The 15,636-nt window shown below is 71.2% G+C and carries 12 protein-coding genes; all 12 read left to right on the forward strand.

Annotation, left to right across the window (positions count from 1 at the left end):
• Positions 1-99: 99 nt before the first annotated feature.
• The 12 genes from AOQ37_RS11955 to AOQ37_RS12005 all read left to right on the forward strand — a co-directional run bounded on the left by AOQ37_RS11955 (position 100) and on the right by AOQ37_RS12005 (position 15,626).
• Positions 100-1,437 (forward strand): OFA family MFS transporter, encoded by a 1,338-nt coding sequence (locus tag AOQ37_RS11955; protein ID WP_062644064.1) that lies wholly within the window; start codon positions 100-102, stop codon positions 1,435-1,437.
• Positions 1,403-1,540 (forward strand): MFS transporter small subunit, encoded by a 138-nt coding sequence (locus AOQ37_RS42265; protein WP_351675861.1) that lies wholly within the window; start codon positions 1,403-1,405, stop codon positions 1,538-1,540. The genes AOQ37_RS11955 and AOQ37_RS42265 overlap by 35 nt, the downstream gene beginning before the upstream one ends.
• Positions 1,541-1,729: 189 nt before the next feature.
• A complete protein-coding gene (locus AOQ37_RS11960; protein ID WP_062644066.1) occupies positions 1,730-2,677 on the forward strand; it encodes a beta-ketoacyl-ACP synthase III in 948 nt (315 codons plus the stop codon).
• 226 nt (positions 2,678-2,903) lie between these two features.
• A complete protein-coding gene (locus AOQ37_RS11965; protein WP_062644068.1) occupies positions 2,904-3,581 on the forward strand; it encodes a GntR family transcriptional regulator in 678 nt (225 codons plus the stop codon).
• A 194-nt stretch (positions 3,582-3,775) separates the two neighbouring features.
• Positions 3,776-4,957: an ROK family transcriptional regulator gene (locus AOQ37_RS11970; RefSeq protein WP_062644070.1), complete on the forward strand. Its 1,182-nt coding sequence runs from the start codon at positions 3,776-3,778 to the stop codon at positions 4,955-4,957.
• Positions 4,958-5,202: 245 nt separating this feature from the next.
• Positions 5,203-6,771 carry a sugar ABC transporter ATP-binding protein gene (locus AOQ37_RS11975; RefSeq protein WP_062644071.1) on the forward strand — a complete coding sequence of 523 codons (1,569 nt, stop codon included), beginning with the start codon at positions 5,203-5,205 and terminating at the stop codon, positions 6,769-6,771.
• Positions 6,768-7,784, forward strand: a complete 1,017-nt coding sequence (locus AOQ37_RS11980) for an ABC transporter permease (protein WP_062644073.1) — start codon at positions 6,768-6,770, stop codon at positions 7,782-7,784. Before AOQ37_RS11975 ends, AOQ37_RS11980 begins: the two co-directional genes overlap by 4 nt.
• A 17-nt stretch (positions 7,785-7,801) precedes the next feature.
• The gene (locus AOQ37_RS11985; protein ID WP_062644074.1) at positions 7,802-8,863 is read left to right on the forward strand and encodes a substrate-binding domain-containing protein; all 1,062 of its coding nucleotides are present in this window, start codon (positions 7,802-7,804) and stop codon (positions 8,861-8,863) included.
• Between the two features lie 421 nt (positions 8,864-9,284).
• Positions 9,285-10,493 (forward strand): Gfo/Idh/MocA family protein, encoded by a 1,209-nt coding sequence (locus AOQ37_RS11990; protein ID WP_062644076.1) that lies wholly within the window; start codon positions 9,285-9,287, stop codon positions 10,491-10,493.
• 21 nt (positions 10,494-10,514) lie between these two features.
• Positions 10,515-11,513, forward strand: a complete 999-nt coding sequence (locus tag AOQ37_RS11995) for a sugar phosphate isomerase/epimerase family protein (protein WP_062644077.1) — start codon at positions 10,515-10,517, stop codon at positions 11,511-11,513.
• Between the two features lie 130 nt (positions 11,514-11,643).
• Positions 11,644-14,199, forward strand: coding sequence for a PQQ-dependent sugar dehydrogenase (locus AOQ37_RS12000; protein WP_199824985.1), 2,556 nt, complete (start codon positions 11,644-11,646; stop codon positions 14,197-14,199).
• A 14-nt stretch (positions 14,200-14,213) separates the two neighbouring features.
• Positions 14,214-15,626: a ThuA domain-containing protein gene (locus tag AOQ37_RS12005; protein ID WP_062644079.1), complete on the forward strand. Its 1,413-nt coding sequence runs from the start codon at positions 14,214-14,216 to the stop codon at positions 15,624-15,626.
• The last annotated feature ends 10 nt before the right edge of the window (positions 15,627-15,636 follow it).

Consider the following 15,636-nt stretch of genomic DNA (forward strand, 5'->3'; position numbering starts at 1 on the left):
GTCGGTCCGACCGTTCGTCGCAGCCTGGATACCGTTCACCGCATACGGTCGACGCGCCGCCTTCTCAACGCCCGCGCCGGTTCCTACCGTTCAGGACTCATGAGTCCCCCTGTCGCACCGGCCGGTTGGAGCCGCTGGCTCGTCCCTCCGGCCGCCCTCTCGGTCCATCTCTCCATCGGCCAGGCCTACGCGTGGTCCGTGTTCAAGCCACCGCTCGAATCCGCGCTCGGCCTCAGCGGCACCCAGAGCGCGCTGCCGTTCCAGCTCGCCATCGTCATGCTCGGTCTGTCCGCGGCCTTCGGCGGCACGCTGGTCGAGCGCAACGGGCCGCGCTGGGCGATGACCGTCGCCCTGGTCTGCTTCTCCTCCGGCTTCCTGGTCTCCGCGCTCGGCGCCGCCACCGAGCAGTACTGGCTGATCGTCCTCGGCTACGGCTTCGTCGGCGGGATCGGCCTCGGCATCGGCTACATCTCGCCCGTCTCCACCTTGATCAAATGGTTCCCGGACCGGCCCGGCATGGCCACCGGCATCGCCATCATGGGCTTCGGCGGCGGCGCGCTCATCGCCTCGCCCTGGTCCGCCCAGATGCTGGAGTCGTTCGGATCGGACAGCTCCGGGACAGCCCTCGCGTTCCTCGTGCACGGGCTCGCGTACGCCGTCTTCATGACGCTGGGTGTCCTGCTGGTCCGGGTGCCGCGCGGCGCGCGGCCGGTCGCGGGCGGCCCCAGTGCCGTCGAGGGCGTGCAGGTCTCGGCGAGCAGCGCGGTGCGCACTCCGCAGTTCTGGTGCCTGTGGGTCGTGCTCTGCATGAACGTGACCGCGGGGATCGGCATCCTGGAGAAGGCCGCCCCGATGATCAAGGACTTCTTCGCCGACACCGACACCCCGGTCTCGGTGTCCGCGGCCGCCGGCTTCGTCGCTCTGCTGTCCGCGGCGAACATGGCGGGCCGGATCGGCTGGTCGTCGACCTCGGACCTGATCGGACGCAAGAACATCTACCGGGTGTACCTGGGCGTCGGCGCCCTGATGTACGCCCTCATCGCGCTGATCGGCGACTCGTCGAAACCCCTGTTCGTGCTGTGCGCGCTGGTGATCCTCTCCTTCTACGGCGGCGGCTTCGCGACGATCCCCGCCTACCTCAAGGACCTCTTCGGCGCCTACCAGGTCGGCGCGATCCACGGGCGGCTGCTCACCGCCTGGTCCACCGCCGGCGTGCTCGGCCCGCTGATCGTGAACTGGATCGCCGACCGGCAGGAGGACGCCGGGAAGCACGGCTCGTCCCTGTACACGCTGTCCCTGTTCATCATGATCGGGCTGCTGGCCGTCGGCTTCGTCGCCAACGAACTCGTCCGGCCCGTCCACGCCCGTCACCACCACGTCCCCGCCCAGAGGGAGGCCGCCGATGTCGAACGACAGCAGCCCGAGTCCGCAGCCTGACCGAAGGCCGTTGATCGCCTTCGCCTGGCTGTGGGTGGGGGCACCGCTCGTCTACGGGCTGTACGAGCTGGTACGGAAGGCGACGCAGTTGTTCACCGGGTGACCGGGGAGCGGTGTGCCGCGGGGGGCGGGTGAGCGGCGGGTGGGTGTTCGGCGGTTGCCCGGGCGTCCGAGGGCTGTGGGGAAGCCGACAACCCCGGCACCGGTTTCCTGTCGCTTCACGCGCCCTCGTACCCGTGAGTCACTGATCAGACTGGTGGATCCCGCTACCCAGGCAACGAGGGGACCCCCCATGAACGGCTCGCGCATCGCCGCCGTCGGCCACTACCAGCCCGCCAAGGTGCTCACCAACGAGGATCTGGCGGGCCTGGTCGACACCAGTGACGAGTGGATCAGGAGCCGGGTGGGCATCCGCACGCGCCACATCGCCGGCCCCGACGAGCCCGTGGACGAGCTGGCCGGGCACGCCGCCGCCAAGGCGCTCGCGGCGGCCGGCCTCGCGCCGAGTGACATCGACCTGGTGCTGGTGGCGACCTCCACGGCCGTCGACCGCTCGCCGAACATGGCGGCCCGGGTCGCCGCCCGCCTGGGCATTCCGCGGCCGGCCGCGATGGACGTCAACGTCGTCTGCGCCGGTTTCACCCACGCGCTGGCCACCGCCGACCACACCGTCCGCGCGGGCGCCGCGACCCGTGCCCTGGTCATCGGCGCCGACAAGATGTCCGAGGTGACCGACTGGAGCGACCGCACGACCTGTGTGCTCGTGGGCGACGGAGCGGGTGCCGCGGTGGTCGAGGCCTGTCCCGACGGGACCGAGCCCGGCATCTCGCCGGTCCTGTGGGGCTCGCTGCCCGAGATGGGGCACGCGGTGCGTATCGAGGGGCAGCCGGCGCGGTTCGCGCAGGAGGGACAGAGCGTCTACCGCTGGGCCACCACCCAGTTGCCGCCGCTGGCCCGGCAGGCCTGTGAGCGGGCGGGACTCACCCCCGCGGACCTCGCCGCCGTCGTCCTGCACCAGGCGAACCTGCGCATCATCGAACCCCTCGCGCAGAAGATCGGCGCCGTCAACGCGGTGGTCGCGCGTGACGTCACCGAATCGGGCAACACCTCCGCCGCCAGCATCCCGCTCGCCTTCTCCAAGCTGGTCGAGCAGGGCGCCGTCTCCACGGGGGACCCGGTACTGCTGTTCGGCTTCGGCGGCAATCTGTCGTACGCGGGGCAGGTCGTGCGCTGCCCGTGAGCCGGGGCGGGACGCGGTCGCCGGGGAAGACCCGCGGGAGGGGCGCGGGCGCAGTGTGACGCGATCGACCGTGCCCGGCACTGGCTCCTGTGCGCCGTAGACTGTAGACGAAAGACAATCGATACTCGGCTGTGGACGGCCGACCGGCCGCGGACGGCCGGGACGTCAATCGACATGCGGCTTTCCGGCTTCAGTGTCCGGTGTTGCCCAGGAGGGGGACCGACCGATGTTGTCGACAGGACTGCCGCAGGGCGCGGTGCCCAAGCTCGAACGCCCCGGCCCGCTGCGCGACCGCGTCTACGAGGCCCTGCTCGAACTCATCACCACCCGCGCCCTCCAGCCCGGCCAGCACCTCGTCGAGAGTGAGCTCGCCGCACATCTCGGTGTCTCGCGGCAGCCGGTGCGCGAGGCGCTCCAGCGGCTCAACACCGAAGGCTGGGTGGATCTCAGGCCCGCCCAGGGCGCGTTCGTGCACGAGCCGACCGAGGAGGAGGCGGATCAACTCCTCACCGTGCGCACACTGTTGGAGGCGGAGGCAGCCCGGCTCGCCGCGGCGCACGCGGACCAGGCCGGTATCCAGGCCCTGGAGGAGATCCTGGCCCAGGGCATGCTGGCCGTGGCCGGCGACGACGTGGACGCGGCGGTCGCCCTGAACGCCCGCTTCCACACGAAGGTCATCGAGCTCGCCGGCAACGCGGTACTGGCCGAACTCGCGGCGCAGGTGGACCGCCGGGTGCGCTGGTACTACACGCCGATCGCCCGGCAGCGCGGCCACCAGTCCTGGATCGAGCACCGCGACCTGATCGCGGCGATCGCCGCCCACGACGAGCAGTCGGCCACCCGGCTGATGCGTGAGCACACCGAGCACACCCGGCGCTCGTACCACGACCGTCCCACGTCCTGAGCGCCCTCGGAGCACGCGTCCCACCGGCTTTGGCCGGTCCCGGGTGCGTCGACACCCTCCTTTGTCCTGTGAGTGGAGAAAGTTGACGGCAATCCCTGCACAGCTTCTTCCCAGGTTCGGCAGGCGCTGCTACGTTCCCTTCGAAAGCCCGACACTGGTGGCCGAACTGAGGCGGGGAGGGGTTCGTGAGACGTATGACGGCACGACCCGCGAACGCCCATCAGGCCCGTCTGCTCAAGCTGTTGCGGGACGGCGGCCCCAACTCCCGTGCGCAACTGGGTGATCAGGTCGACCTGTCGCGGTCCAAGCTGGCCGTGGAGGTGGACCGGCTCCTGGAGACCGGGCTGGTCGTGGCCGACGGACTCGCCGCCTCGCGCGGTGGCCGCCGGTCCCACAACGTCCGGCTCCACCCCGGGCTGCGGTTCCTCGGCGTCGACATCGGCGCGACCTCGGTCGACGTCGCCGTCACCAACGCCGAGCTGGAGACCCTCGGCCACCTCAACCAGCCCCTCGACGTCCGTGAGGGTCCGGTCGCGGTGTTCGAGCAAGTCCTTTCCATGGCCGCGAAGTTGAGGGCGACGGGACTCGCCGAGGGCTTCGACGGCGCCGGCATCGGCGTGCCCGGGCCGGTTCGCTTCCCCGAAGGCGTGCCGGTGGCGCCGCCGATCATGCCCGGCTGGGACGGCTTCCCCGTGCGGGAGGCGCTCAGCCAGGAGCTGGGCTGCCCGGTGATGGTCGACAACGACGTGAACCTCATGGCGATGGGGGAGCAGCACGCGGGTGTCGCCCGCACCGTCGCCGACTTCCTCTGCGTCAAGATCGGCACCGGGATCGGCTGCGGCATCGTCGTCGGCGGCCATGTCTACCGCGGCACGACCGGCAGCGCGGGCGACATCGGGCACATCCAGGCCGTGCCCGACGGCCGTCCGTGCGCCTGCGGCAACCGGGGCTGCCTGGAGGCCTACTTCAGCGGCGCGGCCCTGGCCCGGGACGCGCTGGACGCGGCCCAGCAGGGCCTGTCGGCGGAACTCGCCGCCCGGCTGGCGGCGCACGGCGGCCTCACCGCCGTCGATGTCGCCGCCGCGGCGGCCGCGGGGGACGCCACCTGCCTGGAGATGATCCGCGAGGGCGGCAACCGTGTCGGCCAGGTCATCGCCGGACTCGTCTCGTTCTTCAACCCCGGCCTGGTGGTGATCGGCGGTGGGGTGACCGGCCTCGGCCACACCCTGCTCGCCGCGATCCGCACCCAGGTGTACCGCCAGTCGTTGCCCCTGGCGACCGGCAACCTGCCGATCGTCCTCGGGGAGTTGGGCCCCGCCGCCGGTGTCATCGGCGCGGCCCGGCTGATCAGCGACCATCTGTTCTCACCCGCGTAGACCGCAACCCCGAACAGTCTCACCAGCACAGCGTGTCGCTCCGCCCTGCCCGGTCGCGTCCCGACCGGCCCGGACCTCACCGGCTCCGTCCGGTACCGCTCAGCTCCGCCCCGCACCGATGTGGCCCGTCACCATCCGCTACACCCCGCTCCGCGCCGCTCTGCCCTGCTCTGCCCTGCTCTGCCTGAGAACAACGATTCGTTCTGCCCTGACTCCGGCCCGCACGTCCGCCGAGGGGAACCCACATGGCAACAGAACCACCCCTGCTCAGCATGTCCGGCATCACCAAGTCCTTCCCCGGAGTCCGGGCACTGGACGGCGTTGACCTCGCCGTCCAGGCCGGTGAGGTGCACTGCCTGCTCGGCCAGAACGGCGCCGGGAAGTCCACCCTCATCAAGGTGCTGGCCGGCGCCCACCAGCCCGACGACGGCGTCATCCGCTGGCAGGGCGACCCCGTCACCCTGCGCTCCCCGATCGCCGCCATGCGCCTCGGTATCGCGACCATCTACCAGGAACTCGACCTGGTGGAGCACCTGTCGGTGGCGGAGAACGTCCACCTGGGACACGAACCCACGGTCGCCGGATTCGTCGTACGGGGCAGGGCGGCGCGCGCTTCGACGGGCGCTCTGCTGAGACGCCTGGGCCATGCCGAGATCGAACCGGCCCGGCTGGTGGGGGAGTTGTCGGCGGCGCAGCAGCAGATCGTCTCCATGGCGCGGGCGCTCTCCCACGACGTACGGCTCATCGTGATGGACGAACCGTCCGCCGCACTCGACCCCGACGAGGTGGACAACCTGTTCCGCATCGTCGGCGACCTGACCGCCGACGGCGTGGCCGTCGTGTACATCTCGCACCGGCTGGAGGAGATCCGCCGCATCGGCGACCGCGTGACCGTGCTGAAGGACGGCCGCGCTGTGGCGGGCGGGCTTCCGGCGAAGGCGACGCCTACCCGCGAGGTCGTCGCGCTGATGACGGGGCGCAACGTCGAGTACGTCTTCCCCGCGCGGCCCTCGGACGGGGCCGCGGCGCCGGGCGGCGCCGGGGGCACCGGCGCGGGCGACGCCGGGGACGCCGTCGGGCCGCCGGTGCTGGAGGTGCGCGGGCTGGCCCGGGACGGCGAGTTCGCGCCCCTCGACCTGAGCGTGCGGCCCGGAGAGATCGTCGGCCTCGCCGGACTGGTCGGCTCGGGGCGCTCGGAGATCCTGGAGACGATCTACGGAGCCAGGAAGCCGACTGCGGGTGAAGTCCTTGTCGAGGGGCGCGCGTTGCGCCCCGGCAGCGTGCGCGCCGCGGTACGGGCCGGGCTCGGGCTCGCCCCCGAGGAACGCAAGGCGCAGGCCCTGCTGATGCTGGAGTCCGTCACCCGCAACGTCTCCGTCTCCTCCATGTCCCGCTTCTCGCGCGGGGGGTGGATCGACCGACGGGCGGAACGGGGGGCGGCGCGGGCCGCGACGCGTGAACTGTCGCTGCGCCCCGACAATCCGTCCGTGCCGGTGCGCACGCTGTCCGGTGGCAACCAGCAGAAGGCCGTCCTGGCCCGCTGGCTGCTGCGGGGCTGCCGGGTCCTGCTCCTCGACGAACCGACGCGCGGCGTCGACGTCGGTGCCCGCGCCGAACTGTACGCGGTCGTCCGCCGACTGGCCGACGAGGGCCTCGCCGTGCTGCTGGTCTCCAGCGAGGTGCCCGAGGTGCTCGGCCTCGCCGACCGCGTGCTGGTACTGCGCGAAGGCCGCGTCGTGCACACGGCCCCCGCCCGCGAGCTGGACGAACACCGCGTACTCGATCTCGTCATGGAAGGAAGCCCGGCGTCATGACGCAGCCCGTCTCCCCACCGCGGGACAGCACCGACAAGGTGCCGCAGATCCCGCTCCCCGCCTGGCGCACCGTGCTGGCCCGCGCCGACGTCCGCACCCTCTCCCTGGTCGGCGTGCTCGCCGCCCTCATCGTGATCGGCGGACTCACCAGACCGGACGAGTTCCTCGACACCCGCAATCTCCAGCTCGTCCTCACCCAGGCGTCCGTGATCGGCGTCGTCACCGTCGGCATGACCTTCGTCATCACCTCCGGGGGCATCGACCTCTCGGTCGGCGCGATCGTCGCGCTGGCATCGGTGTGGGCGACCACCGTCGCCACCCAGGAATACGGCTTCGCGGGCATCCTCTTCACCGCGATGATCGTCGGAGTGGGCTGCGGCCTGGTCAACGGTCTGCTCATCGCGTACGGCGGGATGGTGCCGTTCATCGCGACGCTCGCCATGCTGGCCTCCGCCCGCGGACTGGCCCTCCAGATCACGGACGGCCGGACACAGATCGTGACCGTCGACGGCGTCCTCGACCTGGGCGAGCGCGACGCCTATGTGCTCGGTGTACCGCCGCTCGTGATCGTCTTCGCCATCGTCACGGTCATCGGCTGGCTGGTGCTGAACCGCACCACGTTCGGTCGCCGCACGGTGGCCGTCGGCGGCAACGCGGAGGCCGCCCGGCTCGCCGGCATCGACGTACGCCGCCAGCGGCTCTATCTCTACCTGCTGTCCGGGCTGTGCTGCGGCATCGCCGCGTTCCTGCTGATCATCCTGTCCGGCTCGGGACAGAACACCAACGGCAACCTCTACGAACTCGACGCCATCGCGGCCGCGATCATCGGCGGCACGCTGCTCACCGGGGGGCGCGGCACCATCACCGGCTCCGTGCTCGGCGTCCTGATCTTCACCACGATCACCAACATCTTCGCCCTGAACAACCTGCAGAGCGACGTCCAGCAGATCGCCAAGGGCGCGATCATCGTCGCCGCCGTGCTGGTCCAGCGCCGTACCGCGAGCACGACCTGAGGAAAGGGTTCACCGTCATGCCAGAGCCGACACCGTTCACGAACCGCTTCACCAGTCGCAGAGGAATGCTCTTCGGGGCCGCCGCCGTCTCTGCCGGAACCCTCCTCGTGGGGTGCACCAGCAATGACTCCAAGGACGAGGAACCGGCCGCGAACGACCAGCCGGCCGCCGACGACAAGCCCGGCAAGCAGGTCACCATCGGCTTCGCCGGACCGCAGGCCGACCACGGCTGGCTCAACGCCATCAACGACAACGCCAAGAGCCGCGCGAAGAAGTACTCCGACGTGACGCTGGAGATCACCGAGGGTTCGAACGACACCGCCCAGCAGATCGGCCAGATCGAGACCCTGATCAACAAGAAGGTCGACGTCCTGGTGGTGCTGCCCGCCGACGGCAAGGCCCTCACCCAGGTCGGTCTGAAGGCGATGCGCGCGGGCATCCCCGTCGTCAACCTCGACCGGATCTTCAACACGCCTCAGGCGTACCGGTGTTGGGTCGGCGGTGACAACTACGGGATGGGGCTCAACGCCGGGCACTACATCGGGGAGAAGCTCAAGGGGAAGTCCGACGCCCGCGTGATCGAGCTGGCCGGTCTGGACAACCTGGAGCTCACCAAGCAGCGCACCCAGGGCTTCGACGACGCCCTGAAGAACTACCCCAACATCAAGAAGGTCGCCCGCCAGGCCGCCGAGTTCACGGTCGAGTCGGGGCAGGCCAAGATGGCGCAACTGCTCCAGGCGCAGCCCGAGTTCGACGCGCTGTGGAACCACGACGACGACCAGGGCGTGGGGGCGCTGCGCGCCATCGAGCAGGCCGGACGGGACGGCTTCCTGATGGTCGGCGGCGCGGGCGCGCTCGCGGCCTTCCAGGCGATCAAGCAGGACAACGGTGTCCTGAAGGCGACCGTCCTCTACCCGCCGACCATGGCGGCCTCCGCGATCGACCTCGCCCGGGCGCTCGGCCAGGGCAAGGGCGTCGGCGGGCTCGCCGAGTTCGAGATCCCCGCCTCGATCACCCTCTACTCGGCGGTCGTCGACAAGACCAACGTCGACCAGTACATGTCCACCGGCTTCAAGTAGGACGGGACCGGCCCGCTCAGGGGGACGCCCGCCCGCCACCGGCCGCAGGCCGGAGGCCCGGGGACGCCCGCCCGCCACCGGGCCCGGCCGGAGACCGGAAGGCCGGAGGCCACGGGCTGCCCGGCCGCGGCATGCGGTCTGCGGCACGCGGCATACGGCACGAGCTGTGTGGTGGGTGGATGCGATGTGCGGCGTGCGACGTGCGGCGTCGCGCGAGAGGCCGGACCTCGACGTGGCGAGGCTGCCTGCCGGCCCGGGCAAGCCCCGACGGAGCCGCGACCGACCCCGGACCCGCCCGCGGGACGGGAACAGCCCGTCCGGCGGCACCAGCTCCCCCTGGGGATCCGCCGGACGGCCCGGGCCCTCGGACCCGACGGCGTCCCACCCCCCACCGTGCCACGACGACGAGGAGGACAACCGTATGGAACAGCCGCAGCAGTCAGCAGGGCCGGAGGCCGGCAAGCAGCCGCTCCGGGTGGGGATGGTCGGTTACGCGTTCATGGGTGCCGCCCACTCCCAGGGCTGGCGCACCGCGGGGCGAGTCTTCGATCTTCCCCGCCGTCCGGTCCTCGCCGTGATCTGCGGCCGCGACCCCTCCGCCGTGCGGGCGGCGGCGGACCGGCACGGCTGGGCGGCGACCGAGACCGACTGGCGTGCTCTGATCGCCCGGGACGACGTCGACCTCGTCGACATCTGCACCCCCGGCGACTCCCACGCCGAGATCGCCGTGGCGGCGCTGGCCGCCGGCAAGCACGTCCTGTGCGAGAAGCCCCTCGCGAACACCGTCGAGGAGGCCGAGGCCATGGCCCGCGCCGCCGAAGCCGCGCACACCCGGGGTCAGTTGGCGATGGTCGGCTTCAACTACCGGCGCGTCCCGGCCACCGCACTGGCCCGGCGGATGGTCGCCGAGGGCCGGTTGGGCACCCTGCGGCACGTCCGCGTGACATACCTCCAGGACTGGCTGGTCGACCGCGAGTTCCCGCTGACCTGGCGGCTGCGCAAGGAGCTGGCCGGCTCCGGCTCGCTCGGCGACCTGGGCGCGCACATCGTCGACCTCGCCCAGCACCTGGCGGGGGAACGGCTCGCGGGAGTCTCCGCGATCACCGAGACCTTCGTACGGGAGCGTCCGCTGCCCGAGGGCCCGACGAGCGGCCTGAGCGCGGCCTCCGCCGGCGGGACCGGCACGGTCACCGTGGACGACGCCGCCCTGTTCACGGGCCGCTTCACCTCCGGCGCGCTCGCCTCCTTCGAGGCGACCCGGTTCGCCACCGGGCGCAAGAACGCGCTGCGGCTCGAACTCAACGGTGAGCGCGGCTCGTTGGCCTTCGACCTTGAGCGCCTCAACGAACTCTGGTACCACGACGCCACCGAACCGGGCACCCACGCGGGCTTCCGCCGCATCCTCGTCACCGAACCCGACCACCCGTACCTGAACGCCTGGTGGCCGCCGGGCCATGGGCTCGGCTACGAGCACACCTTCGTCCACCAGGTCCGCGATCTGGTGCACGCCGTCGCCGACGGCAGCCGCCCCGAACCGTCCTTCGCCGACGGACTGCAAGTCCAGCGTGTGCTGGCGGCGGTCGAGGAGAGCGCCGAGAAGAACTCCGTCTACACCCCGATTGCGGACTGAGGACCGAGGAGGGCCTGGAGCATGCCGCGTACGTTCACACTCTTCACCGGCCAGTGGGCCGATCTCCCCCTGGAGGAGGTCTGCCGACTCGCCCGCGACTTCGGCTACGACGGTCTGGAACTCGCCTGCTGGGGCGATCATTTCGAGGTCGACAAGGCGCTCACGGACCCCGGATACGTGGAGTCCCGTCACCAACTCCTCGACAAGTACGGCCTGAAGTGCTGGGCCATCTCCAACCACCTCGTCGGGCAGGCGGTCTGCGACGCCATCATCGACGAGCGCCATCAGGCCATCCTGCCCGCCCGTATCTGGGGCGACGGCGAACCGGAGGGCGTCCGGCGGCGCGCCGCCGCCGAGATCGCCGACACCGCCAGGGCCGCCGCCGCCTTCGGCGTGGACACGGTGATCGGCTTCACCGGCTCCGCCATCTGGCATCTGGTCGCCATGTTCCCGCCCGCGCCCGAGTCGATGATCGAGCGGGGCTACGAGGACTTCGCCGAGCGCTGGAACCCGATCCTCGACGTCTTCGACGCGCAGGGCGTGCGGTTCGCGCACGAGGTCCACCCCAGCGAGATCGCCTACGACTACTGGACGACCGTACGCACCCTGGAGGCGGTCGACCGCCGACCGGCCTTCGGCCTCAACTTCGACCCGAGCCATTTCGTGTGGCAGGACCTCGACCCCGTCGGCTTCCTGTGGGACTTCCGCGACCGCGTCTACCACGTGGACTGCAAGGAGGCCCGCAAGCGTCTGGACGGCCGCAACGGACGCCTCGGCTCCCATCTGCCCTGGGGCGACCCGCGACGCGGCTGGGACTTCGTCTCGGCGGGCCACGGCGACGTCCCCTGGGAGGACGTGTTCCGCATGCTGCGCTCCATCGACTACCGGGGCCCGATCTCCGTCGAGTGGGAGGACGCCGGAATGGACCGGCTCCAGGGCGCCCCGGAGGCCCTGACCCGGCTGCGGGCCTTCGACTTCGAGCCGCCGTCCGCGTCCTTCGACGCGGCCTTCGGCAACTGATCCGGCCGAGAGCGAGCCGAGGCGACCGAGCCCCCCACAGGCTCACCTGACCGACCGTCCGCCACCGGGATGACGGCGCATCCCGGCATTCGCACCCGCCCGTACAACCAGCCCCACTCTGGAGGCATTCGTGCACGGGAACGACCCCACCACCGGTACCCGCAGAGCACAGAACCACAGAGAACAGACGCACAGAGCACAGACGCACGGAGAGCAGGCGCACGGATTCCGGACCCGCAGGCGGCGCCCGTCCCTGCGCAGAGCCGTCGCCCTCCTGAGCGGCGCCCTGCTGGCCGGCGCGTCGCTCACCCTCGCCGCACCCCAGGCCGGCGCAGCCGTCGCCGGCCCGGCGGTCGCGGCCGAGGACTTCCAGCAGGTCACCCTCGCCAAGGGCGAGGCCGAGGTCGGCGAGCCGATGTCGCTTGCGGTACTGCCCGACCGTTCCGTCCTGCACACCTCACGCGACGGTGAACTCCGGCTGACCGACGCGGCCGGCAACACGCGACTGGCCGGCAAACTCGACGTCTACTCCCACGACGAGGAAGGCCTCCAAGGCATCGGAGTGGACCCGCAGTTCGCGGCCAACCGCTTCATCTACCTCTACTACGCACCGCCGTTGAACACCCCGGCGGGTGACGCCCCGGAGACCGGAACGGCGGCCGACTTCGCTCCCTTCGACGGGGTCAACCGGCTCTCCCGCTTCACGCTCGGCACGGACGGGACGCTCGACGTCGCGAGCGAGACGAAGATCCTCGACGTACCCGCCTCGCGCGGCCTGTGCTGTCACGTCGGCGGCGACATCGACTTCGACGCGGCGGGGAACCTCTACCTGTCCACCGGCGACGACAGCAACCCCTTCCAGTCGGACGGCTTCACGCCCATCGACGACCGCGACAACCGCAACCCCGCCTTCGACGCCCGCCGCTCCAGCGGGAACACCAACGACCTGCGCGGCAAGATCCTGCGCATCAAGGTGAATGCCGACGGCTCGTACACCGTCCCGGACGGCAACCTGTTCGCGCCCGGCACGGACCGGACACGGCCCGAGATCTACGCGATGGGTTTCCGCAACCCCTTCCGCTTCAGCGTCGACAAGTCCACCGGCGTCCTCTACGTCGGCGACTACGGCCCCGATGCCGGCGCGGCGGACCCGGCCCGGGGACCGGCCGGGCAGGTCGAGTTCGCACGTGTCACCGGCCCCGGGAACTTCGGATGGCCCTTCTGCACGGGCGACAACGACCCCTACGTCGCCTACGACTTCGCGACGGGCGTGTCCGGCGCCCCCTTCGACTGCGCCGCCCCGAGGAACACCTCGCCGCACAACACCGGCCTGACCGACCTGCCCCCGGCCCAGCCCGCCTGGATCCCGTACGACGGCCCGTCGGTACCCGAGTTCGGCGACGGATCCGAATCCCCGATGGGTGGCCCCGTCTACCACTACGACGCCGCGCTCGACTCGCCGGTGAAGTTCCCGGAGGCGTACGACGGCGACTTCTTCGCCGGTGAGTTCGGCCGGCGCTGGATCAAGCGCATCACCGCCGACGCCGACGGCGCCGTGCAGTCGATCAACGCCGTCCCGTGGACCGGCACCCAGGTGATGGACATGGCGTTCGGGCCCGACGGCGCGTTGTACGTCCTCGACTACGGCACCGCCTGGTTCGGCGGCGACGAGCACTCCGGCCTCTACCGCATCGAGAACGCCACCGACGGCCACTCCCCGGTCGCCCAGGCCGCGGCCGACCGCACCTCGGGCCAGGCGCCCCTGACGGTACGGTTCACCTCCGCGGGGACCACCGACCAGGACGGCGACGCCCTCAGCTACGCCTGGGACTTCGGTGACGGCGGCACCTCCACCGCGGCCGACCCCACCCACAAGTACAAGAGGAACGGCACGTACACCGCGACCCTGACCGCCGAGGACGGCTCCGGCCGAACCGGCAGCGCGAGCGTGCGGATCGTGGTGGGGAACACGGCGCCGAAGGTGGTGCTGGAAACCCCCAAGGACGGCCAGCTGTTCGGCTTCGGTGACGCGATCCCGTTCAAGGTGAAGGTCACCGACCCGGAGGACGGCAAGGCGATCGACTGCTCCAAGGTCGAGGTCACCTTCGTCCTCGGCCACGACAGCCACGGCCACCCGGTGACGTCGGCGAACGGTTGCACCGGCACCCTCCAGACCAGCGCCGACGGCGGCCACGACGAGGACGCCAACATCTTCGGAGTCCTCGACGCCGAGTACACCGACGGCGGAGGCGGCGGCCAGGCCCCGCTCACCTCGCACGACCAGAACGTCCTCCAGCCCCGCCACCGGCAGGCCGAGCACTTCGGCGCCTCGTCCGGCGTCACGGTCATCACCAAGGACGTCGCCCACGGCGGCAGAACGGTCGGCGACATCGACAACGGCGACTGGATCTCCTTCACGCCCTACGTCCTCGGCAACGCCCAGAAGATCACCGCCCGTGTCTCCTCGGGCGGCGCGGGCGGAACGCTGGAGATCCGCGCCGGCTCACCGACCGGCACCCTGCTCGGCAAGGCCACCGTCCCGGTGACCGGCGGCTGGGAGACCTTCCAGGACGTCAGCGCCGACCTGTCCCGCGCCCCGCGCGGCACCACCACGCTCCACCTCGTCTTCAAGGGCGGCCCCGGAGCCCTCTTCGACGTGGACGACTTCACCTTCACCACCGGCTGAGAGGAGGGCACGTGATGCACACGACCCGCCGCACGGCGACCGTCGTCATGGGCGCGACACTGCTCCTCGGCTCGCTCTCGGGACCTGCCGCCGCGCACCCCGCGGACAGCGGGACGAAGGGCAGCGGGAAGGCCGAGATCGGGCGAGCCGCGGTCGGGAAGGCCGAGAGCCCGAAACGGGTGCTGGTCTTCTCCAGGACGGCCGGATTCCGGCACGACTCGATCCCGGACGGCGTCACCGCGGTGCGGGAGCTCGGCGCAACGGACGGCTTCGAGGTGGACGCCACCGAGGACGCGGGCGCGTTCACGCCGAAGAACCTGAGGCGCTATGCCGCCGTCGTCTTCCTGTCGACGACCGGCGACGTCCTGGACGCCGCCCAGCAGACCGCCTTCGAGGGGTACGTCCGGCACGGCGGCGGTTACGTCGGCATCCACGCGGCCGCCGACACCGAGTACGACTGGGAGTTCTACGGCGGCCTCGTCGGCGCATGGTTCCAGTCGCACCCCGCCATCCAGTCCGCGACGGTCGACGTCGAGGACCGGGCCCACCCGGCGACCTCGGGACTCGCCGGCACCTGGAACCGCACCGACGAGTGGTACAACTACCGCTCCAACCCGCGCGAGCGGGCCCGAGTCCTGGCCTCGCTCGACGAGCGGTCGTACACGGGCGGCACCATGAACGGCGACCATCCGATCGCCTGGTGCCAGAACTACCAGGGCGGCCGCGCCTTCTACACCGGCGGCGGCCACACGAAGGAGTCCTACGCCGACCCCGCGTTCCGCGCACATCTGCTGGGCGGGATCCGGTACGCGCTCGCCGATGTACGGGCCGACTGCCGACCGGAGAACGGATACCGTCCGCTCTTCGACGGCACGTCCCTGGACGGCTGGCGACAGGCCGGCCCCGGCTCCTTCACCCTGTCCGACGACGGCACGCTCACGTCGTCGGGCGGAATGGGGATGCTCTGGTACGCCGGTCGCAGCTTCGGGGCGTACTCCCTGAAGCTCGACTGGAGGACCACGGCCGCCGGTCCCGGCGACCCCGGCGACGACAACTCCGGTGTGTTCGTGGGCTTCCCGCCGTCGGACGATCCCTGGTCCGCCGTCGACAACGGCTACGAGATCCAGATCGACGCCACCGACGTACCCGAGAAGACCACCGGCTCGGTCTACGGCTTCCGGTCCGCCGACCTGAAGAAGAGGGACCGGGCGCTGAACCCGCCGGGGGAGTGGAACACCTACGAGATCCGGGTGGAGGGCGAACGTCTGCGCGTCTGGCTCAACGGCGTGCAGATCAACGACTTCACCAACACGGACCCGGCGCGGAGTCTGCGCGACGGACACCTCGGCCTCCAGAACCACGGAGCCGACGACCAGGTGTCCTTCCGTGACGTCCGGATCAAGGAACTGCCCGTCCAGGGCGACTGAACGGCGGCGG

This window comes from Streptomyces maremycinicus, from assembly GCF_001184025.1.
GTDB lineage: Bacteria > Actinomycetota > Actinomycetes > Streptomycetales > Streptomycetaceae > Streptomyces > Streptomyces maremycinicus.